The sequence below is a fragment of the Micromonospora sp. NPDC050980 genome, from assembly GCF_040653835.1.
Taxonomy (GTDB): Bacteria; Actinomycetota; Actinomycetes; order Mycobacteriales; family Micromonosporaceae; genus Micromonospora.
Genome location: NZ_JBFAGS010000007.1, coordinates 228,672 through 247,889, shown reverse-complemented (window position 1 = coordinate 247,889; position 19,218 = coordinate 228,672). Strand labels below are relative to the sequence as shown.

The window sequence follows — 19,218 nt, the reverse complement described above, 5'->3', positions numbered from 1 at the left end:
GTGCTGTGCTCCTGACGTTGGGTGCGGTCGGAAGGACTTGTTCCAGGTCGGTGATGCCGTCTGCGTGACGGGTGGGCTCAGCGTCTACCGGTTGTCGCTGGTGTGGTCGGGCTCTGCGGCGCCGTGCTGTCACATCGTGGCGAGGTGGCTGATCATTCGGGCGGTTGCGGGGTGCCCGGGGTGGGCGACTCGGTGTACGGCGATGGTGTCGGCGAGCAGGTCGCGGGCGCGGGCGTGGTGGCCGAGCTGGTGCAGGACGACGGCGAGGCTGGCTTGCGCGGCGAGGGTCGGGTGGGCGTCGGGGCCGGTGGTGGTGGCGAGTTGTTCGGCGAGGTGGCGGTAGAGGTGGTAGGCCTGCTGCGGGTTGCCCGCGCAGCGGTGTGCGGCGGCGAGGGTGTGGAGAGCGGCCAGCGTCGATGCGGCGGCGGGGCCGTGCAGGTGGGTGTGGGCGTGGTGGGCGTAGGTGGCCCAGCGGATCGCGGGTGTGGGGTGTCCGAGGCGGATGAGCACGTCGGCCTGTAGGTGCGCGGCGGCGGCGCGCTCGGGATCGGCGCGGGCGGTGGCGGGGTCGACGGCGGCGAGCACGGCGGCGAGCAGCTCACGGGCGTGCGCCGGGTTGGCGGCGGCCAGCGTGCGCGCCCGGGCAAGGTGCTCGGCCGGGCGCGGAATGTCCGTGACGGCGGTCCGCCAGGTGATGTGCAGGTCGGCGGGGTGCCGCCCGACGGTGAGGCGGCTGATGACCCGGCCCGCGTAGGTGGCTGCGGCCTCGCGGCTGTAGGGAGCGGTGGCGGCGGGCAGGATGCGCGGGGTGTGCTGAAGCACGGCGCGGCCGATCGTGTCGACGATCCGTGCTGCGGGTAGTGGCGGGCGTGAGCATCCGGGTGGGCAGTCATATTCCACGGCTGCGGTGGCGGTGAGGAACGCGGCCATGCGGTGGTGGCACAGTCGGCACCACAGCAGTCCCGGCGGAAGCGACAGCGGAACGTCGTCGTCACCCTCGGTGCGCTGGTCGAGTAGCGCGGCGGTCGAGACACGGTGGCTGCTGGCCGCATGGTGCTGGCTGGTTGGCTGCGCGGGGATCGTTGTCAGGTTGTGCGGATGCTTGTGGCTAGTCGGCATGTCGGCAGTCCTTGGGCGTAGCGGTAGTCAGCTCGGCGGCTCGGGGCTCACGTGGTGCGTCGTGGGGGTTGGTAGGTGCACAGGGCGCGGTGTTCGGGGCGGGGCGGGTGGCTTGCGGCGTGTTGCACCTGGTGGCGTAACGGTTCGGGTTGTCCGCGGGCCGGGTGGGTGCCGTGCCAGTAGTGGTAGGTGGCGAGGTTGGTGTCGGCGCAGTCGCGGTACATCCCGGCGAGGCGGATGAGCATCGGCAGCGTGAGTTCGTTGCTGTCGCCGGCGTGGGCGCGGCGGGTGTGCCAGGCACCGGTGAGTTCGTTGTGGGCGGCGGCGCAGGACCCGGCGCGGTGCAGGGCGCTGGCGCGGTCGGCGCGGGCGGCGAGGATGTGATCGCTGGTCGGGCTGTGAAGGGACGGGAGGGCGGCGATCAGGTCGCGGTAGCAGGCCGCTGATCGTCGGGGATGATTGTCGGCGAGCAGCGCCGCGGCGAGGACGCCGAGGGCGTGGAGCGTCGTCGGGTGGCCGGGGCCGTGGTGGTGGTGGGTGTGCGCCCACCTCGCCCACGCCGACGCGGCGGCGGGGTGGCCGGTGCCGGCGAGGGCGTAGGCGTAGAGCACGGCGGCGGTGTCGGCGTTGGCCAGACCTGCGGTTACGTGCGCCAGCGTGGGCCGCAGCAGCGCGGCGACCGCCCTGAGCTCGCCGACGGCGGCGAGGTCGTCGGCCTGCGCGATGATCGGGGCCTGCCGTGCGGGCGCTGTTGCCGCCTTGCTGCTGTTGCCATCGCCGGCAGCGGGGTGGGCTGCGGTGACGGCGGCGTCAGCGAGGTGGTGCGGGGAGCCCATGGCGTCCTTTCCTCGTGGGGGCGGCAGGTATCGGTGGCCGGCGGCGGCGAATGGGGGATGCGCCGCCGCCGGCCACGCCGGCGTTCCGCCGCTCCCTGGTGCGGGCGGTCGGCCGGCTCGGCCGCCGGGAAGGTGTCGGCGGCCGTCGCGCCCCGGGTTGGCTGGCTGCCGAGACCGAGCCGTCCGGGGCGGGGGATGCGGGCGTGGCAGTGGTGCCACGCCCGCGGGTCAGTGGGGTTTGCGGGCGGTCGTGGCGGCGAACTCGTAGCCGCGCACCACGACCGTCGGGTCGCTCATCAGGTCGTTGAATCGGTCGAGGTCGCCCGCGGTGAGGTCGGCGGCGCGGAGCTGCTCGCGTAGTTGCCGGGCGTTGTCGGCGTATAGGCGGCAGCCGGGGCTGCCGCCTGTCCAGGTTTGCGCGACCCAGCGGGTGCGGACCTCATCGAGGCCGGCGTCGAGCAGCAGCCTGGGAACCTTTTCGCCCCAGTGCAGGTCGACGCCACGTTCGGCGAGGACGTCGAGGATGGTGTGTACGACCCGCACGATCAGATCGGCGTCGCCGGCGGTGGGGGCGTGAGGGACGGTGGTGCGGGCGTAGACGATCTCGCCGAGTACGAGCCGCCCGCCGGGGTGCAGCGCGGTCACCATCTGGTCGAGTAGCCGCGCGCGGGTAGGCAGGTGCGCCAGGATGCAGCGGGCGGTGATGACGTCGAGGCTGCCCGCCTCGACGGGTAGGCGTTCGGCGCGCAGGTCACGCTGGTAGACGTCCAGCGCGTCGCTCTGGCTGAGGAAGGTGGTGTCGAGGTCGACGGCGGCGACCTCGCCGGTGGGGCCGACGAGGGCGCGCAGGAGCTCGGCGACGGATCCGGCGCCAGCTCCGACGTCGAGGGCGCGGTGCCCGATGGTGACGCCGACGCGCTCGAGGTCGGCGATGGTGACCGGGTCGAGTATCTCCTGCAGCGGCTGCAGGTAAATGGAGGTGTTGCGCAGCTGGTAGGGCTGTTTCCCGGTGGCGGTCATCTCACGGTCCTTCCTCAGTCGCGGTAATGGGTGCGGGGATGCAAAGCTGTTCGGGGCGCAGGATGTACCTGCTTTGCCGGCGGGGCGTCATCAGGCCCGCCTGCCGCACCTGCGTGCTGTCATCGGCGGTGGTGGACGGTTTCTCCCAGTAGCGGCGCTCGGCATGGGTGCGGGTCAACAGCAGCCGGTAGACCGACGGCTGCCAACCTGACGGCGTGTGCGTGGCCCGTTCGTAGGCCAGCACCTGCCCGGTGGACGGGTGCAGGATCAGCAGGTGCCGCTCGGTGCCGTGAGCGCCGATGGCAGCTACACCGATACCGGCGCGGCCGGCGCGGTCCACCAGGGCGGGGTAGGCGGTCAGCCCTGGGGTGTGCGCTAGTTCCATCACCGCGAGTCGGCGCCCGGCTGGTCCCGGGCTGCGCCACGCGGCCAGCACGGCGAGACCACGGATGATCCGGTCACCGCCGCCGTCGCCGGCAAGCACGTCCACGCTGTAGTGAAAGAAATCGCTGCTGGTGAACGCCCCCGACACGCTAGGGATGGTGAGATCTCCCGGCAGCCAGAAGTCGTGCGTGATGCCAAGCCACGGGTCCGGGAAGTCGCTCGTCAGGGCTGCGCCGGAATCGTCGTCCCGGTACCAGCGCACCACGTCGCGCGTTGCCGGCTCACCCTCGTCGAGATGCCAGCTACGCAGCCGCACCACGTCGAACCGACCGCTGATCGTGTCGCAGGTGTCCGGCGCGATCCGCTGGGCCAGATCCTGCAGCACGCCGGGTGCCGTCCGCGGGTACGCGAGGATCGTCGCCGGTGGCATGGCCGCGGTAGCGGCCAACTCAGCCGCTCGTGCCGGTTCCGGCACCGCGCAGCCGGCCTCGACGCCAATCAGGGCTGACACGTCCGGCTTCGCCGGGACGAGGACGCCGGGGAAGGCCAGCGCCAGGGCCATCACGGTGCCGCCCGCGGCGGCGACGCCGTGGCGGCGCGGGGCTGTCGTCGGTGCGGTGGACGCCTCCTCGCCCGCGCCGAGGTAGAGAGCGACGACGGTCGGGTCGGCGCGCACGGTGTCAGCGGGTCCGTCGGTGTGGCGGCGCCCCTGGTGCAGCACGGTGATCCAGTCCGCCTGGGCCGCGACGACGCCCGCATGCTGCTCGACGAGCACCACAGCCATCCGCCGCGGCAGCGCACCGAGGACGTCCACGAGACGGGCGGTGTCGGTGTCGTTCAGGCCCGCGGCGGGCTCGTCGAGTAGCAGCACGCGGGGTTGTCCGGCCAGGGCGACGACCAGGTCGAGCATGCGGCGGTGCCCGTGTGGCAGGCCCGCGGCGGGGTGGTCGGCGTAGTCGAGGAGCCCGGTTAGGTTCAGCAGTTCCAGGGGTGTTTGCTCGGGCTGGTGGCGGTGGCGCCAGCCGCCCATGCGCACGCAGTCGAGCACCGACAGCCCGGGGTAGACCTGGGGTTGTTGAGCGGTCCGGCTGATGCCGTTGCGGGCTCGCCATGTGCTCCCGCGGTGGGTGATGGGTTGCCCGTTGTAGGTGATGGTGCCGCTGCGGGCGCGGGTGGTGCCGGCGAGGAGGTTCAGCAGGGTGGACTTCCCGCCGCCGGTGGGGCCGATAACCGCGTGTCGGTCGCCGGGGGCCACGCTGAAGATATCCAGGTCCAGCACGGTCGACCGCTGGTACTCGTGCCGCAGGCCCCTCGCGGTCAGGCCAGAGCTGGAAGCGCGCTCGATGTCAATACCACTGCGTCGCGAGGGTACCGGCTCCTGGTCTATGCGGTGGATGATCTTCACGGGGTGCTCCTCGCGGGTCGGATCATGCTGCTGCTGCTCGCCTCGCCGGGCGTGCTGGTGCAGCCGGCGCTGGTGAGTAGGACAGCCGTCGACGCGAGCGCGGCGATGCGGCGTCGCATCGGTGGGGGCGTCATCAGGTGCTCCTTGCCGAAGGGGTTCGGGGGGTGATGGTCAGGATGTCGGCGGGCTGCTCGCGGCGGTGGCTTTCGCGGGCGTGGTCCTGGTGCGCGTGAGGACGTGTTCGACGAGGGCGATGAGCAGGTCGCGGACGCTGTCGCGGTCGCGGGCGTCGATGGTGACGACGGGCACGTCCGCGGTGATGGCCAGGGCGTCGCGGATCGCGTCGGCGGGGTGGATCTGCCCGTCGGGGAACTGGTTGACGGCGATGACGAACGGCATCCCGGCGTTCTCGACGTAGTCGAGGTGACGGAAGGATTCCTGTAGGCGGCGGGTGTCGACCAGGACCACCGCGCCGACGGCACCGTGGGCGATGGCGTCCCACATGAACCAGAACCGGTGCTGCCCGGGTGTGCCGTAGACGTAGACGGTGACGCCGTTGATCTCCAGTCGGCCGAAGTCCATCGCCACGGTCGTGGTGGTCTTCGCCGGCGTGTGGGTCGTGTCGTCGGCGGTGTTCGCGGCGGTCATGACCGCCTCCGTGGTCAACGGCGCGATGTCGGACACCGCGCCGACCAAGGTGGTCTTCCCGATGCCGAACGGGCCGGTGAGCACGATTTTCAGCCGCGGCGCGTCGGCGGGCGCGCGCACCGCCACAGTGGTGGACGTGCTCATCGGGGGCCGTGTCCGGCGGCGGTGAGGGTGCCGGCGAAGGCCGGGGTGAGCTGGTCGCGGACCTGGTCGGCGAAGCGGTGCAGCTCCTGGGTGACGAACGCGAGGTCGGCGTTGGGTTTGGTCAGGGTGAGCAGCGACGCGCCGCTGCTGACGGTGACCAGCAGAAGGAAGCCGTTCTCCAGGGTGGTGATGTTGCCTTCCACCGCACCGCCGTCGAGGTCGCGGGCCGCGCCGTTGACGAGACTGGTCATTCCCGCGGCGATCGCGGCGAGCCGTTCGGCGGCCTCCCGGTTGAGGGTGTCGGTCCAGGCCAGCAGCAGGCCGTCAGCGGACACCGCCACGGCCCGGCTCACTCCGGGGATCCGGGCGAGGTTGGTGCTCAGCAGGTGGCTCAGGTGGTTGCTCATGGTTGACCTTCCGCGGGGGTGTGGCGGCCGAGGCCGCGTTGGTAGGCGGCTGCCACGTCGGCCTGCCGCGTGGAGGGGCGCCGGGGCGGCTCGGGGGCGGGCGGCGGTGGTGGTGTGAATACGGCCATGGGCTGTCGCACTGGCAGGCCGCTGATCGTCCTCGCGGCCTCATCCGTCGTGGCCGGACCGGGGTCGGCGTGCAGGTGGACGGTGGCGCCGTCGTCGAACCACGGCGATGGAAGAGGTTGCCGCCGGGCTGCCTCGTTGAACACTGGGGTGGCCTCTCGCTGCATCGCCCACTGCTTGCGGCTGATCGTCGGCAGCGGCTGGGTGGGGCTGTCGCCGACCAGGGGGGTCTCCGGCGGGCGGGGTGCGGGGATCGCCGCCGGTTGCCGGGGCGGTGCGGGGATGGGCAGGGTGAGGGTGGAGGCGGGGGTGCCGCCTGGTGCCCGGCGCCCGGCGATCGCAGGCGCGGGTAGTTCGGCCGGTGGCGCGGGCGCGATCAGCAGCCGCTCGGCGGGGATCTCCACTTCGGCGACGGTGCCGCGCGGCTGTCCTGGCAGGAGCCGTACCGATAGGCCGTGTGCGGCGGCGAGGACCGCGACGGTGGCCAGTCCTTGGCGGCGTATGTGCTCGACGTCGATCTGCGGCGCGGGTGCGGCGAGCTCGGCGTTCAGCCGCGCCATCAGCTGCGGGGTGATGCCGGTGCCAGCGTCGACGATCTGCAGGATCACCCGGTCGCCGAGCAGGTGTCCGGTGATCAGCGCGTTGCCCGGGTTGTAGCGGGTGGCGTTGTCCAGCAGCGACGCCACCAGGTGCACCAGGTCGTCGACCATGGCTGGTGGCACCTGGATCCGGTCGTTGATGACGCCGAGGTCGACGCGCAGGTACTCCTGGATGAGGCCCTGCGCCGCTTGGGCGACCGTGACCAGTGACGCCGGTTCCGAGCGCACGGTGCCGACGGAGCGGCCCGAGAGCACCAGCAGGCTTTGCGTGTGGTGTAGCAGCTGCGCGGCGAGGTGATCCAGCGCGAACAGGGTGCTCAGGGTCGCCGCGTCGGCCTCGTCGCGCTCGGCTGTGTCGAGGGCGTCGAGCAGTCGTCGGGTCATGCTCTGGCAGCGGCGTCCCACGGCCTCCACCGCGGCCGAGGTCACCCGTCGCTGCCGGGCCAGGTCCGTCGCGACGTGGTGGGTGACCAGGGCGAGGCTGTCGAACGCTGCCATGACGTCGTCGATCTCGTCGCGGCGTGCGCCGGCCAGCAGCGCGGCCGGCGCGGGCGACATTACCGCTGCCGGGTCCGTCGGGTCCGCGGTCGAGGCCCGCCGCACGATCTCTGGCAGATCGTGTTCGGCCATGCCGGACACGGCGTCGCGGACCCGCCGCAGCCGCCGCGTCAGTGTCCTGCCCTGACGTACCGTCGTCACCGCGGCCAGGGCCACCAGCGCGACAGCGACCGCGCCGAGCACCAGGGTGCTCGTCCACTGCCCCTCCCGCCGACGTTGCACGTCAGCGGCGATCTCCGCGTCAATGCGGGACCGAAGCGCGTGCAGCCGCTCGCGTCGGTCAGTGGCGGCGCGCGTCCAGGCGCCCTCGTCAACGCGCGAGCGTGATCCGACAGACGCGCGGGCCACCTCGTCGTCGAGACGCTGCGCCGTGAGGATCTGCGGGCCGGTCAACGCCTGATCCAGCCACACCCGCCACTGCTGGGGGGAACGCTGCCCTGCGGTCAGCAACGCCTCGTCGTAAGCCGCCCGCGTCACCGCGAGGTCCTGCTGCACCGCCAGCGTCATAACACCGGCGGTAGCGGCCAGAACCGATTCCTCGCGTGTGCCTGCGGCCTCCGATGCCCGCGACACCGCCGCCGCGACGCGCAACCGATCGGCGAGGTCGTTGTCGGCGCCCCCTACCTGGCCCACGCTCTCGCGTACGGTCAGGCCGTGGGCGACCGCGACGCGGTAGCGCGCCAGCACCGCCGAGCGCGACATCGACCGGCCGCGGATCTGCTCGCGGAACGCCGGCAGCAGCGCGAGTTGCGCATCGAAGTGCCCGAACAACCGGGTGGTGTCGCGGTCGTCGGTCAGCCGGCTGCGGCGTTGCCGGTAGCCCTCGATCGCCGCGTCCGAGCGGGAGAACTGCTCCAGCAGCGGGTCGACGCGGGAGTCGGCCGTCAGGGACTGCGTGGCGAGGAAGCGTTCGCGGTCGAGTTCGGCGAGCGCGTCACCTGCGGCCGTTGAGGCCGCGACCAGCGACCGTAGCCGCTCCGCGGCGGTGACCTGCCGGCCGGTGGACACCACTGCCCACATCCCGAAGACCAGCGTCGCCACCAGCGGGATGACCAGCAGGAGAGCGAGCCTCCTGGCAACGGGCACCTCAGCTCCATCCTCGCGTCGATCGCGCAGACGCCGCGCCGCATCCGAGCATGGCCACCGGTAGCGCTTCGCCGCGCCCTGCGCCGGTAGTCATCGGGCGTTCCTCGCGGGGGTGCTCTGCGTGGCCAGGGCGGCGGCGTTGACCGGCCAGGCGTCGCGCCGCGGCCGCGGGTTACGGCGAAGGGTGGCGATGACCGGTCCGTCGGGCAGGGCGACCTGCGGCCGGGGCTGGTAGCCGTGCCGCTGGTACATCGCGGGGGTGCCGGTGAGGGTCTCGGTCCAGGACGGCAGGTCGGTGCGGTCGAGGCGTGCTTCGTGGTGGGCGAGCATGGACGTGTCAAGGCCGCGGCGCTTTCCGGCCGGTGTGACGGCGAGGACCGCCAGGTGGTAGTGCGCCTCGGTGGTGCGGGCCTGGGTGAGCAGCGTGTCGAGCAGCGTGAATTGCTGGGCGTGCGCTCCCGCGGCGACGGTGAGACGGTCGTCGTAGTTCGGCGGTGGCGGGAGGTCGCGGTAGCGGTTGAAGCCGACGGCGGCGGCGCTCAGGTCGTCGGTGACCTGGATGTCGCCGAAGAAGATCGCGTGTTCCAACCAGATCTTCGCGACGCCGGTCAGGACCTTGACGCGGATCGTTGGCTCGGGCACCAGCCAGGCCGCGAGCGGGCTGGTGTGCAGGGCCTCGGCGACGACAGCGGCGATCTGCTCCTGCTCCGGCCAACGGGCAGAGCGGATACGCGGGGCGTCGTTCATCAGACCTCCAACAACAATAGGACGGCGCCAGCGAGCACGGCGGCGGCGCCTCTAGCGGTAGGTGGCGGTGGCGAGATCACCGACGGCGGCGTCGACCGCCGCGGTGATCTCGCAGACCGGCCGGTGGTGCTGCCCAGCGATCGCCCGCAGCTGGGCGGTGACCTCGGCGGTGTCCTCACCGAGATACAGGTGAGCGGTCAGGCCCAGGGTCGCGACGAGCCCCGCGAGCGCGGCGGTGTGGTTGGTGGGCTCATCACGCCCGGCCGCGAGGTACCGCAGCCGGGCCCGGGCCACGACCGCCCACCGGGTGTCCGTCAACAGGTAGCAGTCGGTGCGGGAAAGGCCACCGAAACGGCGGCGCACCTCGTGGCGCAACACCCCCGCGTCGTGCAGGCCCGCTCGGGTGCGCTCGTACAGGTCCTCGGCGAACCCGCGCAGCCAGGGCCGTAGCGGCGGCGCGGTCCGGGCGTGACGCAGCGAGGTGATGGCGGCATCGGCGACCAGGTCCCCGATCGGCCGGTCCAGGTGCAGCCCCAGACACAACTCACCCTCAGGGCGACCATTCCCGGATGCGAGAACGATGCGCCCGGTGAGGAACAGGTCGATCAGGACCGCGCCGGCGAGGCCGAGAGCGAGAGCCTGCCGGTACAGGTGCGGCTGGCCGGTGTCGTCGTCGTGCCCGAGCAGGAACAACTCGTCACGCAACGGCAGCGGAGCATTCGCCGAGGTCATCGCCGCAGCCCCTGCTCTACCGCGGCCCGGCGGCGTGCTGCCGCAACCGGGCGTGCGCCCCGTCGTACGCCGCGCCCGGCGACGGCAGCAGGGTCTTCTCGACGGCGGCGAGGACGGTGTAGTTCGGGTCGCACACGTTGCCGATCGGCGCCCGCCCGGCCTGCGACACCAGCTGATAGGCGTCCAACTCGTCCAGGCCGGTCAGATCGCTGGCCCACCCGACAAGATCCCGGTGAGCGATCCGGTAGGCATCCTCCAAGGGCCGTGCGCAGCCGACCGTCATCAGGTCACGGTCGGTCTCGATACGCGGCCACACCGTCGACACGCCCTTGATGACCTCGACAACGAGGGTGGTGACGGTGGCGATCTCCACCCCGACACCGCACGCCTCACCCTCGCCCTGGCGGGCGTGGCCGTCTCCGAGGGCGAGCAGCGCCCCGGGCACGTTCACCCCCAGATACAGGGTGGCCCCGGCCCGCAGCTCCGGCGTGTCCAGGTTCCCGCCGTGCATGTCCGGCACGATCGTCGAGCGGACCTCGAACGCGCCCGGCGCGACACCGATCGTGCCGATCATCGGCTGCAACGGCAGATCAACGCTGTGCTCGCTGCCCGTGGCCTGGAAACGCACCGTCTCGGCGGACCGGTCGATGTCATACACCCACACCCGCTCCTGCAATGGCGGCTGCAGGGTGGCGGTGTGCGAGGTGGAGGTCAGCGCCCCGAAGTGCGGGAACGTCGACGACACCCCCCACTCCCGGACCGGCTCGATGCCGAGGATGTGCACCGCGAGGGTGTCACCGGGCTCGGCGTCCTCGACGAAGAACGGCCCCGACACCGGGTTCAGGTACGGCATCTGGCACACCCGCGACGGCAAGTCCGCCGCACCGCGCACCAGCCCACCGAAGCAGTCCTCGGTCTGCACCTGCAGGACACTGCCGCTGCGCACCCGGGCCACCGGCTCCCGGCCGCCGAAGGTGTACGCCAGCTCGTCACGCGCCGGCCGGTAGGTGAACGCGTCCACGCCGCTCACACCCGCTCCACGTGACGCGCCGACGACTGCGCCTGCCCCGACGCCAACCCCGACAACTCCGGACGACGACCCGACACGTACAGACCCGCCAGAACCACCACGCCCAGGGCGAGCCAAGCCAGCCCGAGACGCTGCGCGGCGATGTTCGCATTCACCACGACGTAGGCGAGGATCGCGAACCCGATCCCGGGCATCACCAGGTGCTTCCACCAGTTGCCGCTGCGCTGGCGGATGAGGTGATGCACCACCACCGAGACGTGCAGGACCAGGAACGCGACCATCGCCCCGAAGTTGATCAGCGATGACAGCAGCGTGATCCCATCGGCGCGGGTCGCCATGTACAGGCCCAGGGCGAGGGACACCGCGCCGGTGAGCAGCGTGGCGTTGATCGGCACGTTCCGGCGGATCGACACCTTCGCCAAGAACGCCGGCAGCTGCCGGTCGCGGGCCATCGCATACAGCAGCCTCGAGGTGGCGACCTGGGCGACCATCGAGTTCGGCAACCCCCACGCGATCGCCGTCGCCACCGCGCACAACGTCGCCAACCACCCCCCACCGGCCACCGCGGCGGCGTCGTAGAAGGCGGTTCCGTTCGGGTCACCATTCGACAGGAGACCGGCCGGGTCGGGGACGAGCATCGCGGCCAGCCACGTCTGGGCGATGAACAGCACCCCGGCCAGGATGAGGACGGCGGCCATGGACCGGCCGATCTGCCGGGCGCCGTCGCGAGTCTCCTCGGCCAGCATGCTGATGCCGTCGAAGCCCAGGAAGCTCAGCACGGCGATCGACACCGCCCCCGCCACCAGCGACCAGGTGAACGTGTCGGCGTTGTAGAAGGCATCCCAGCTGAACCGTCCCTTACCGCTCGCGAGGGCCCATCCGCCCACCGCCAGGAAGACCGCCAGGACGATCAGCTCGCCGACGAGCATCACCCGGGTCACCACCGCCGTCATCCGAATACCGACCGAGTTGACGACCGTGTTGACCGCGACGAACCCCAGCAGCCACAGCCACACCGGCACCGCCGGCACCGTGGAGTGCATCGCCACCGACGCCACCAGATACAGCAGCCCCGGCACGAGGACGTAGTCGAGCAGGATCACCCAGCCGGCCAGGAACCCGACCGGCGCGCTGATGCCCCGGCCCGCGTAGTTGTAGACGCTGCCCGACATCGGAAACGCCTTCACCATCTGCGAGTAAGAGAACGCCGTGAACACCAATGCCACAACACCCACCGCGTAGGCCAAGGCGACCATGCCGCCCGAGCCGGAATACACGCTGCCGAAAATCGCCATCGGCGCGATCGGCACCATGTACACCAGCCCATACGACACGAGGTCCCGGAACCGCAACTGCCGGCTCAGCTCCTGTCGGTAGCCGTAGCTGGCCAATAACTGCTGCTCGGACATCTCATTCCCTTCCGCTCGAAGCGGCCTTCGCGGCGGGCCCTTACGCTGCTCGCTTGGACATCGGCTCGCCCGTCAAATGCTCACCGATCCAGGGCAACCGCGCGACGAAGTCGAACTGCGCCCTGTCACTGCCGTGTCGACCTACGAGACCTAAGCCATCGATAGTTAACTCGTTGCGAATTAACGATCACGGAAAGGCTGACGCCTGGGAATACCGACTTACGGTCCGACCTTCTGTACCGACCTGCGGTCCGACCGGCACCTGAGCTGCGCAAATGCGACCGGTTGCCAGGTAGCTCAAGATCGTTTTGCCGGATCTCGGGGTTACAGTGGACGCCCGGCCGACGGACACTAGCGGCCGGGTTTCACGCATCCGTGGAGGACATTGGTGAGTCGCCCTAGTCCGTATGTTCGTCGACGATGGCTTGGACGCGAGATCCGGCGCATGCGCGATGAGCACGGCATGTCGGCTGAGTCGCTCGCCCGCGCGGTCGGTTACTCGCGCCAACAGCTCAGCGCATTGGAGAACGGTCATCTCGGCCCAGACGTGGATCTCGTGAGCGCGATATGCGAATATCTTGCCGTCGGGGTCAAGCGGCGGACGGCGATCATGGATGGGGCAGCTGACGGATGGGCGCGAGGCTGGTGGATGGCCGATGCCGAACGGATGGGTGCGCGACAAGCAATCTACGCCGACTTAGAAAGCGGCACGAAGAGCATCACCGAGTACGCCCCGTTTCTAATCCCCGGGCTACTGCAGACGCCCGCCTTCGCCGACGCGCGGATGCGCAGCGAACCCGCACGTCACACCGAGCCATTCGAATCCGCTCAGGCCGTCTCAGCCAGGGCTCGCCGTCAACAATTGCTTCTTGCCCCGGATGGGCCGCGCTACAACGTTGTCCTCGACGAGGGGGCGATCCGGCGCAGCGCCGCCGAACCACACATCGTTGCCGACCAACTACGGCACATCTTGAACATCTGCGCTGCCCACGCCTCCGTGAAGGTTCGAGTGCTGCCGATCGACACCACGATCAAGGGCCATAGCGCGATGTGCTCACCGTACTCGATCTATCATTACCGAGACACGCCGAGTTCAATTGCTGTCGCAGTTGACACTCTTAACCAGGATTTGATCCATACTGAGACGGACGAGATCGACCCGTACCTGAGCTTGCACGGACGACTCAAAGCTGCCGCATTAGACAATGAACGAAGTTTCGGTCTGATCCGCGCCGCTGCTCAAGCTTATTACCGACAGGAGTCATAGCATGACCGCACGAAAGTACACCAAGTGGCGCAAGTCAACCCGCAGCGATCAAGGGAACTGCGTGGAGGTCGCCCGCGCTGACAACGGCGGCGTCGGCGTGCGTGACTCCAAGGACACAGGACCGGTCCTGGAGTTCACTGCCACGTCCTGGGCCGCCTTCAGCAATGCCGTCGGTGCCCGCACGGACGATCGACGGCTCACCCCTCGCGAGTGAACCGGGTCGATGCCGACCCGTGCATCCGCGGCGGGGCCCGCGAGTGAGTCCACGCCGTTAGAAGCTGATCCCCGCCGAGATGACTCACACCGCTCATCCATCGGCCGGCTCTGGCTGCCTTAGATGGTGCCGGCGCCCAGGTAAGCGAGCCGCCAGCCCGGGTCGGCTTCCCCGGCCGGAAGTATCGGTTAGACCTCTGCACATCAGCGGCGCGCCGGCACCGTCCCAACTCTCTGGCACGACCACCTTGACAACACGCTGCGATTCCGGAGTATCACACTCTGATACAGTCTTGCATCTTGTGGAGGCGATCGGTGCCGCGTCATCCCGATACGATCATCGCGCCAAACACGCTCCTCACCGATGCTCGCAAGAGCCTGCAGTCACCTCACCGGCGTGGCCAGTATCTCTCACGGGCGGAGCTGGCCGACGCCGTCAACAACGCTCTCCAACAGCTGCATCCTGGCCGAGACATGACCTTCCACTACGTCGACTTCCGGTGGATCGGCAAACTCGAACGCGGTGAGCACCGCTGGCCCAGCGACGAGCGCCGCAAGGCCCTTCGACACGTCTTGAAGGCCGCCGCCGACCGGCACCTCGGCTTGTTCAGCCCACGCCGCTCTGGCGAGGACGCTTCCGCCTGGGTGCCAACATCCCCCGCTCTTCGATCAGCACCAGACGAAATCGAGGACAAAGTCGCTGAGGCGCTCGCCACCGGATATGCGGACGCTGCGGGGCCTTGGCTGCGCGACCTCGACTGCCTGACGGCGCAGCCGAGCATCAGCGTGACGCCGGAACTCAGCCGTCAGGTTCGCCAGAATCTCGAGGTCCTCGATCGGCTGCAGCGCGACGGACAACGACCTCATTTGGCCGCCGCGGATGCACGGTGGTCAGAGTTCATGAGTTGGATCGCCGACAACGTCGGAGATTCTGCCGGCGGGGCGTGGCTGGAGCGATGCCAGCGCCGCGCAACCGAAATCGAAGACCAGGTCCTCATCGCTTACGCGCTGATGCGAGGCAGCCAGCGCTCCCTCGATGACGGCGACGTTCGCAGCGCGATTGACTTGGCACGCCGTTCGCTTACCCACGTCCCGGCAGCGCCTCGCGTACGCGTGCTGTGCCTGACCCGGCTAGCCGAAGGGCTGGCCGCCGGTGGTGTTCATGACACCAGCGCCGTCATCGCCGAGGCTCATCGCGAGCTTCGGTACATAGGGCACGATGGTGCTGATAAGCTCGCCCGACATTGCGATCCTCGCTACGTCAGAGCGGTCGACGCACGGTGCCGGCAGCTACTCGGCGACCTGTTGTCCGCGGTGTCGATCTTCGAAGAGCTGATCGGGGAGGATCGAACGACACCTTCGCTCGACGTTGGGATGTGGCATACCTACCTGGGCGAGTGCTATCTGCACAACGATCCCGAACAGGCCGCTGCGCACGGCATGCAGGCGCTACGGCTGGCTCGCGAGGCGCGTTCGTACCGCGTGATCCGGGCATCCCAGCCCCTCGCGATCGCGGTGCGCCGTCATGGCAGCCTCACCTCGGTTCGCGCGTTCGTCGATGCTCATCGAAGCGCCGTTCAGGACCAGTGACAGGATGGCTCGGTGGACTTGATTCCCATGACCACCAGCACCGAGGTCGCCACTCACGCACCGAAGCTCGCAGTGCTGCCGGTGGGCAGCTTCGAGCAGCACGGCTCATACCTGCCACTCGCCACGGATACCATCGTTGCCTCGACGATCGCCGCATCAATCGGCGCACAATACAACGTTCTCGTGCTGCCGCCGATCACCGTGTCTTGTTCACACGAGCATGCCTCTTGGCCTGGCACGGTAAGCATCAGTCACCAGACGCTGACCGCCATCGTTGAAGACGTCCGGGCGTCCCTCGTGCGGAGCGGAATTACTCGATTAGCAATCGTCAATGGCCATGGCGGGAACTACGTGCTGAGCAATATCATTCAGACCGCCAATGCGCTGAAGCCGGGAAGTATGACGCTATTCCCTGGCCGCGCCGACTGGAACCGGGCACGCGCTGAGGCGGGGCTATTGACTGACGCGCATCGAGACATGCACGCGGGCGAGCTCGAGGTCTCGATTCTGCTGCATAGCTGTCCAGACTCCGTCCGCGCAGGCTTCGCACAAGGCGACCATCTTGCCGACGAGCGTGCCATGCTCCTTGTGCACGGCATGGGCGCATACACGGAGACCGGCGTCATCGGCCAGCCATCGGCTGGCTCCGCCGCGAAAGGACAGGCAGTACTCCGGAGCCTGACCGCAGCGTTCAGTGACCATATCTCAGCCATGAACGCCGAGCCAGAAGTTTCGATCTGATGCATGGCCTTTTGAGCAGGGCCTTGGCATGCTGGCCGTTGAGAAGGCCGCCTGTCGAGTGGCTTCGACGCGGGCGGCCGTCAATGCAGGCGCACCCGCGAGGACGGGCGCGAGAGTCGGAGGGGGCTAGTGCGTCACCATCCCGATACCGATGATCCCAGCACGCAGCTCCCCTGCGCTCCCCTGAAAGCGCCCTTGCCACCCGCACACGAACACGGCCTGTGCCGCGGCGCATCGACCGGTGTCATCCGGACGAGGATCGGCCACCACGTTCCTGCAAGCGATCAGGCGTCCCCCACAGCCCACCTTGGCTCGACGAAGGAGCTCGAACGTACCGAGCCTCTTCCGGCGAGCGAGGTGGGTAGCGCCGCCCTCCTTTTTGTCCTGGAAGTTGCCCTCGCCGAGGCCCTGCGCGTGCGTCGGCTCGCGTGGAGGGATCGGTAGTGCCCCGCCATCCAGAGACGGTGATTACGCCGAACAGGCTGCTCAGCGATGCCCGTCAACGCCTGGCCTCGCCGAAGCGGGCAGACCAACGCATGTCACGCAGCGAGCTCGCTGACGCTGTCAACACTGCGCTCGACCGGTTGTATCCCGGCCGCGCCCTCACCGCGCACTACGTTGACTTCCGGTGGATTGGAAAGCTTGAACGTGGCGAACATCGCTGGCCCAGCGATGAACGCCGTGCCGCCCTCCGCGACGTTCTGGACACTGGAACGGACGGCGGCCTAGGCCTCTACAGTCCCCGACGCACCGGTGGCGCCCCGGCGCATACCCTGGACGGCAGGACAGGACATGTGCCAACGGCCGTTCTGGTGCCGGTTAGTGGGACCCTCACGGGCAGGTACGTTGGACTTGAGCAGGCGATCGTGGACGCCGCAGACGAATGCAGCAAGCACGCCAATGACGCAGGGACGTGGAAGGTGCCGGACGGGGAGATCGACCAGCTACGCGAGGACGTGGGATCCGTTGCGCTGAGCTTTAATGCTCTAACACCGGCTGAGGCTGTGAAGGAGACACTCCGCATCCGTAGTGCGGCAGTGCATTCCCTGCCTCGGACGCGGCGCCCCTCGCAGCAGAACGACCTCTACCTCACCCTCGGGCAGACAGTCTCGCTACTCGCCAGCGCCAGCATCGACCTGGGCCTGTGGGCAACGGCGCGGCAGTACGCGCAGGCGGCAGAGCAGTACGGCGACATCATCGGACATGCCGGCGTCCGGGCTTATGCCTTAGGGATGAAAGCGACCATCGCTTACTGGACCGGGCGGGCCCCAGAGGCTGTCCGCTACGCCAGCATGGCAGCAGAGCTGGCACCGGTCGGAGTCGCCCAAACACGTGCCTTCAGCATATTGGCGAGAGCGTGGTCTCACCGCGGGGCAGCTGACGAGGTAGGCCATGCCCTGCTTGCCGCCGAGGACGTCCGGAGCTCTGAGGGCTTCGACGAGCTGCATGATCTTATCGGCGGGGAGTTCGGGTACTCCGTTCCGCAGCAAGCACGAAGCGCGAGTACCGCCTGGCTACAAATCGGGCAAATGGAAGCTGCCACTGCGGCCGCCACGCGAGCGGTCGAGGCTGTCGCCGCATCGAGTTCGGAGGCTTGGTCCACGGTAGAGGCTGAGGCCCGCGTCGACCTCGCCACATGTCAGCTTCTCGCCGGCGACGTAGGTGCCGCACGAGACACGCTGACCTCGCTTTGGTCGATGCCGCGCAGTTGGAGGCGAGTCGGATTGCTCAGGCGGGTTCAGCGGTTGCACGACATGCTGACTGCCGCTCGATGGCGCCCGGTCCTCGCCGCTAGGGAGGTGGCTGAAGAAGCCGCCGTCTTCACCGCAAACATGGGTGCAACAGTGGAGCCCCCGTTGTCCTAGTCGCGCGCGGTGTACGCCTTCAACAGGGCGCGCTCCCGCTCGACCCGGAGGCCATGATCGGCAGCCCGTCCCGCTTCGCCGTTACCAGAAATCGCGGTTCCGCCGCCTCTCATCCACGCCCACGTGTCGGTGACGGTTTGCGCCAACGGTCGGCATTTCAGCCCGGCATCGACAGCACGCGAACTATCCACGCTCCAGACGCCCTTACTTGTACGCCACAGCGGCAACTCAGTCCATTGCTGGACGTCGTGTTCTAGAAGCCATGTCGGCTCCATCCAGATCGGACGCGAGTCGGCCGCAGTCGTCGCAATGCAAGTGTTGATCAAATCGGCGAAGGTCGCGTGCCCCATTGGAGCGGTGAGATTGAAGGAGCCGCAGTGGCCGATGGTCGCGCACTGCAGGGCGAATGTCGCGACGTCGCGCACGTCGATGGGTTGGATAGGCCGGTCCGGCGGGCCAGGGACTAGGAGTTGGCCGCCACGGGAGGCACGCGTCAGCCACCATGTGAGCCGACCGACATATTCCCTAGGGCCTAGAATGACACCGGGCCGTAAAATTGCGGCGCGGTCCTCGCCGACTGTCTCCACAACGGCTCGTTCGCAGCCAGCTTTGAGGCTCCCGTACTGGCCGGCGTAACCGAGTTCGGCGCCAAATTCAGCGTCCGCATTAGGCGGACAATCGAACGTCCTGGATTCATCGTTGAGCGACTCGTCCGGCCAGCCAGTGAAGACGTTGACCGATGACACAAATATGTAGCGGCCCACGACCTGATTCAACGCGGTCGCTGCAATCAGAACCTGCTGCGGAACGAAACCGATCGTGTCTATTACGGCATCCCAAGGCCCATGCTCAGCGAGCCGGCGAATATCCTCGGGGCGCTCGCGGTCGCCTCGTAGCGCCTGCACGCCGGGAATATCGGCCGCGGAGACACCACGGTTGAACGTTGTGACAGAGTGCCCGGACTCAAGAGCTCGCTCGGCCAGCACACGACCGAGGAACCATGTGCCGCCGAGGATCAGTAGCCGCATCTGCTCATCATCGCTCACCACTGCGCCCGTGTCCTGATGGGGGCATGGGCCTGACCCGGCTCAACGGACATCTTGGATCAAAGGCTGTGTGTCTGCGGGAGGATGTTCATGAACGGCGCGCGGAAGAAGCCGCGCGGGTGTTCATGCCCGGAGTTCCAGGCGGAGATCGACGAGATGTTCCGACGCGGTGATCGGCCGGTCGGTCAGGTCGTGAGGGGCTTCGACCTGACCTAGACCCCGGTGCGGGAGTGGGTGAAACGCGCC

18 protein-coding genes are annotated in these 19,218 nt (G+C 69.0%); 5 read left to right on the top strand and 13 right to left on the bottom strand.

The features are described from left to right. Positions 1 to 129 precede the first annotated feature (129 nt). The 12 genes from AB0H28_RS14360 to AB0H28_RS14305 all read right to left on the bottom strand — a co-directional run bounded on the left by AB0H28_RS14360 (position 130) and on the right by AB0H28_RS14305 (position 12,250). The gene (locus tag AB0H28_RS14360; RefSeq protein ID WP_358038876.1) at positions 130 to 1,119 is read right to left on the bottom strand and encodes a tetratricopeptide repeat protein; all 990 of its coding nucleotides are present in this window, start codon (positions 1,117 to 1,119) and stop codon (positions 130 to 132) included. Positions 1,120 to 1,166: 47 nt separating this feature from the next. Then, a complete protein-coding gene (locus AB0H28_RS14355) occupies positions 1,167 to 1,955 on the bottom strand; it encodes a hypothetical protein (RefSeq protein WP_358038873.1) in 789 nt (262 codons plus the stop codon). A 228-nt stretch (positions 1,956 to 2,183) separates the two neighbouring features. Further along, positions 2,184 to 2,975: a methyltransferase domain-containing protein gene (locus AB0H28_RS14350; protein ID WP_358038870.1), complete on the bottom strand. Its 792-nt coding sequence runs from the start codon at positions 2,973 to 2,975 to the stop codon at positions 2,184 to 2,186. A gap of 1 nt (position 2,976) precedes the next feature. After that, entirely contained in the window at positions 2,977 to 4,764 is a 1,788-nt protein-coding gene (locus AB0H28_RS14345; protein ID WP_358038867.1) for an ATP-binding cassette domain-containing protein, read from the bottom strand. Then, positions 4,761 to 4,898, bottom strand: a complete 138-nt coding sequence (locus tag AB0H28_RS14340) for a hypothetical protein (protein WP_358038864.1) — start codon at positions 4,896 to 4,898, stop codon at positions 4,761 to 4,763. Before AB0H28_RS14340 ends, AB0H28_RS14345 begins: the two co-directional genes overlap by 4 nt. Positions 4,899 to 4,935: 37 nt before the next feature. Next, a complete protein-coding gene (locus AB0H28_RS14335; RefSeq protein WP_358038861.1) occupies positions 4,936 to 5,556 on the bottom strand; it encodes an ATP/GTP-binding protein in 621 nt (206 codons plus the stop codon). Then, positions 5,553 to 5,963 carry a roadblock/LC7 domain-containing protein gene (locus AB0H28_RS14330; RefSeq protein WP_358038858.1) on the bottom strand — a complete coding sequence of 137 codons (411 nt, stop codon included), beginning with the start codon at positions 5,961 to 5,963 and terminating at the stop codon, positions 5,553 to 5,555. The genes AB0H28_RS14335 and AB0H28_RS14330 overlap by 4 nt, the downstream gene beginning before the upstream one ends. Further along, entirely contained in the window at positions 5,960 to 8,332 is a 2,373-nt protein-coding gene (locus tag AB0H28_RS14325; RefSeq protein WP_358038855.1) for an ATP-binding protein, read from the bottom strand. Before AB0H28_RS14325 ends, AB0H28_RS14330 begins: the two co-directional genes overlap by 4 nt. Before the next feature lie 90 nt (positions 8,333 to 8,422). Beyond that, positions 8,423 to 9,079, bottom strand: coding sequence for a GNAT family N-acetyltransferase (locus AB0H28_RS14320; protein WP_358038851.1), 657 nt, complete (start codon positions 9,077 to 9,079; stop codon positions 8,423 to 8,425). A gap of 51 nt (positions 9,080 to 9,130) precedes the next feature. Continuing rightward, entirely contained in the window at positions 9,131 to 9,811 is a 681-nt protein-coding gene (locus AB0H28_RS14315; RefSeq protein ID WP_358038848.1) for a GPP34 family phosphoprotein, read from the bottom strand. 16 nt (positions 9,812 to 9,827) lie between these two features. After that, the gene (locus AB0H28_RS14310) at positions 9,828 to 10,841 is read right to left on the bottom strand and encodes an acetamidase/formamidase family protein (protein ID WP_358038845.1); all 1,014 of its coding nucleotides are present in this window, start codon (positions 10,839 to 10,841) and stop codon (positions 9,828 to 9,830) included. Then, positions 10,838 to 12,250: an APC family permease gene (locus tag AB0H28_RS14305; protein WP_358038842.1), complete on the bottom strand. Its 1,413-nt coding sequence runs from the start codon at positions 12,248 to 12,250 to the stop codon at positions 10,838 to 10,840. The genes AB0H28_RS14310 and AB0H28_RS14305 overlap by 4 nt, the downstream gene beginning before the upstream one ends. A gap of 388 nt (positions 12,251 to 12,638) precedes the next feature. Between AB0H28_RS14305 and AB0H28_RS14300 the strand changes: the two genes are divergently transcribed. The 5 genes from AB0H28_RS14300 (at position 12,639) to AB0H28_RS14280 (ending at position 17,926) form a co-directional block, all read left to right on the top strand. Then, positions 12,639 to 13,517 carry a helix-turn-helix transcriptional regulator gene (locus AB0H28_RS14300; protein WP_358038839.1) on the top strand — a complete coding sequence of 293 codons (879 nt, stop codon included), beginning with the start codon at positions 12,639 to 12,641 and terminating at the stop codon, positions 13,515 to 13,517. Between the two features lies 1 nt (position 13,518). Next, positions 13,519 to 13,731 (top strand): DUF397 domain-containing protein, encoded by a 213-nt coding sequence (locus AB0H28_RS14295; RefSeq protein ID WP_358038836.1) that lies wholly within the window; start codon positions 13,519 to 13,521, stop codon positions 13,729 to 13,731. A 314-nt stretch (positions 13,732 to 14,045) separates the two neighbouring features. Continuing rightward, positions 14,046 to 15,320 carry a hypothetical protein gene (locus tag AB0H28_RS14290; protein WP_358038833.1) on the top strand — a complete coding sequence of 425 codons (1,275 nt, stop codon included), beginning with the start codon at positions 14,046 to 14,048 and terminating at the stop codon, positions 15,318 to 15,320. A gap of 12 nt (positions 15,321 to 15,332) precedes the next feature. Next, entirely contained in the window at positions 15,333 to 16,061 is a 729-nt protein-coding gene (locus AB0H28_RS14285; RefSeq protein ID WP_358038830.1) for a creatininase family protein, read from the top strand. 866 nt (positions 16,062 to 16,927) lie between these two features. Next, entirely contained in the window at positions 16,928 to 17,926 is a 999-nt protein-coding gene (locus AB0H28_RS14280; protein WP_358038827.1) for a hypothetical protein, read from the top strand. Here AB0H28_RS14280 and AB0H28_RS14275 read toward each other — a convergent pair. Further along, positions 17,923 to 18,972: an NAD-dependent epimerase/dehydratase family protein gene (locus AB0H28_RS14275; protein WP_358038824.1), complete on the bottom strand. Its 1,050-nt coding sequence runs from the start codon at positions 18,970 to 18,972 to the stop codon at positions 17,923 to 17,925. The genes AB0H28_RS14280 and AB0H28_RS14275 overlap by 4 nt on opposite strands. Positions 18,973 to 19,218 lie beyond the last annotated feature (246 nt).

Excerpts from the sequence above, each read along its gene's own strand:
- AB0H28_RS14360 (WP_358038876.1), bottom strand. The coding sequence starts at position 1,119 with ATGCCGACTAGCCACAAGCATCCGCACAACCTGACAACGATCCCCGCG.
- AB0H28_RS14355 (WP_358038873.1), bottom strand. The coding sequence starts at position 1,955 with ATGGGCTCCCCGCACCACCTCGCTGACGCCGCCGTCACCGCAGCCCAC.
- AB0H28_RS14350 (WP_358038870.1), bottom strand. The coding sequence starts at position 2,975 with ATGACCGCCACCGGGAAACAGCCCTACCAGCTGCGCAACACCTCCATT.
- AB0H28_RS14340 (WP_358038864.1), bottom strand. The coding sequence starts at position 4,898 with ATGACGCCCCCACCGATGCGACGCCGCATCGCCGCGCTCGCGTCGACG.
- AB0H28_RS14335 (WP_358038861.1), bottom strand. The coding sequence starts at position 5,556 with ATGAGCACGTCCACCACTGTGGCGGTGCGCGCGCCCGCCGACGCGCCG.
- AB0H28_RS14330 (WP_358038858.1), bottom strand. The coding sequence starts at position 5,963 with ATGAGCAACCACCTGAGCCACCTGCTGAGCACCAACCTCGCCCGGATC.
- AB0H28_RS14320 (WP_358038851.1), bottom strand. The coding sequence starts at position 9,079 with ATGAACGACGCCCCGCGTATCCGCTCTGCCCGTTGGCCGGAGCAGGAG.
- AB0H28_RS14315 (WP_358038848.1), bottom strand. The coding sequence starts at position 9,811 with ATGACCTCGGCGAATGCTCCGCTGCCGTTGCGTGACGAGTTGTTCCTG.
- AB0H28_RS14305 (WP_358038842.1), bottom strand. The coding sequence starts at position 12,250 with ATGTCCGAGCAGCAGTTATTGGCCAGCTACGGCTACCGACAGGAGCTG.
- AB0H28_RS14295 (WP_358038836.1), top strand. The coding sequence starts at position 13,519 with ATGACCGCACGAAAGTACACCAAGTGGCGCAAGTCAACCCGCAGCGAT.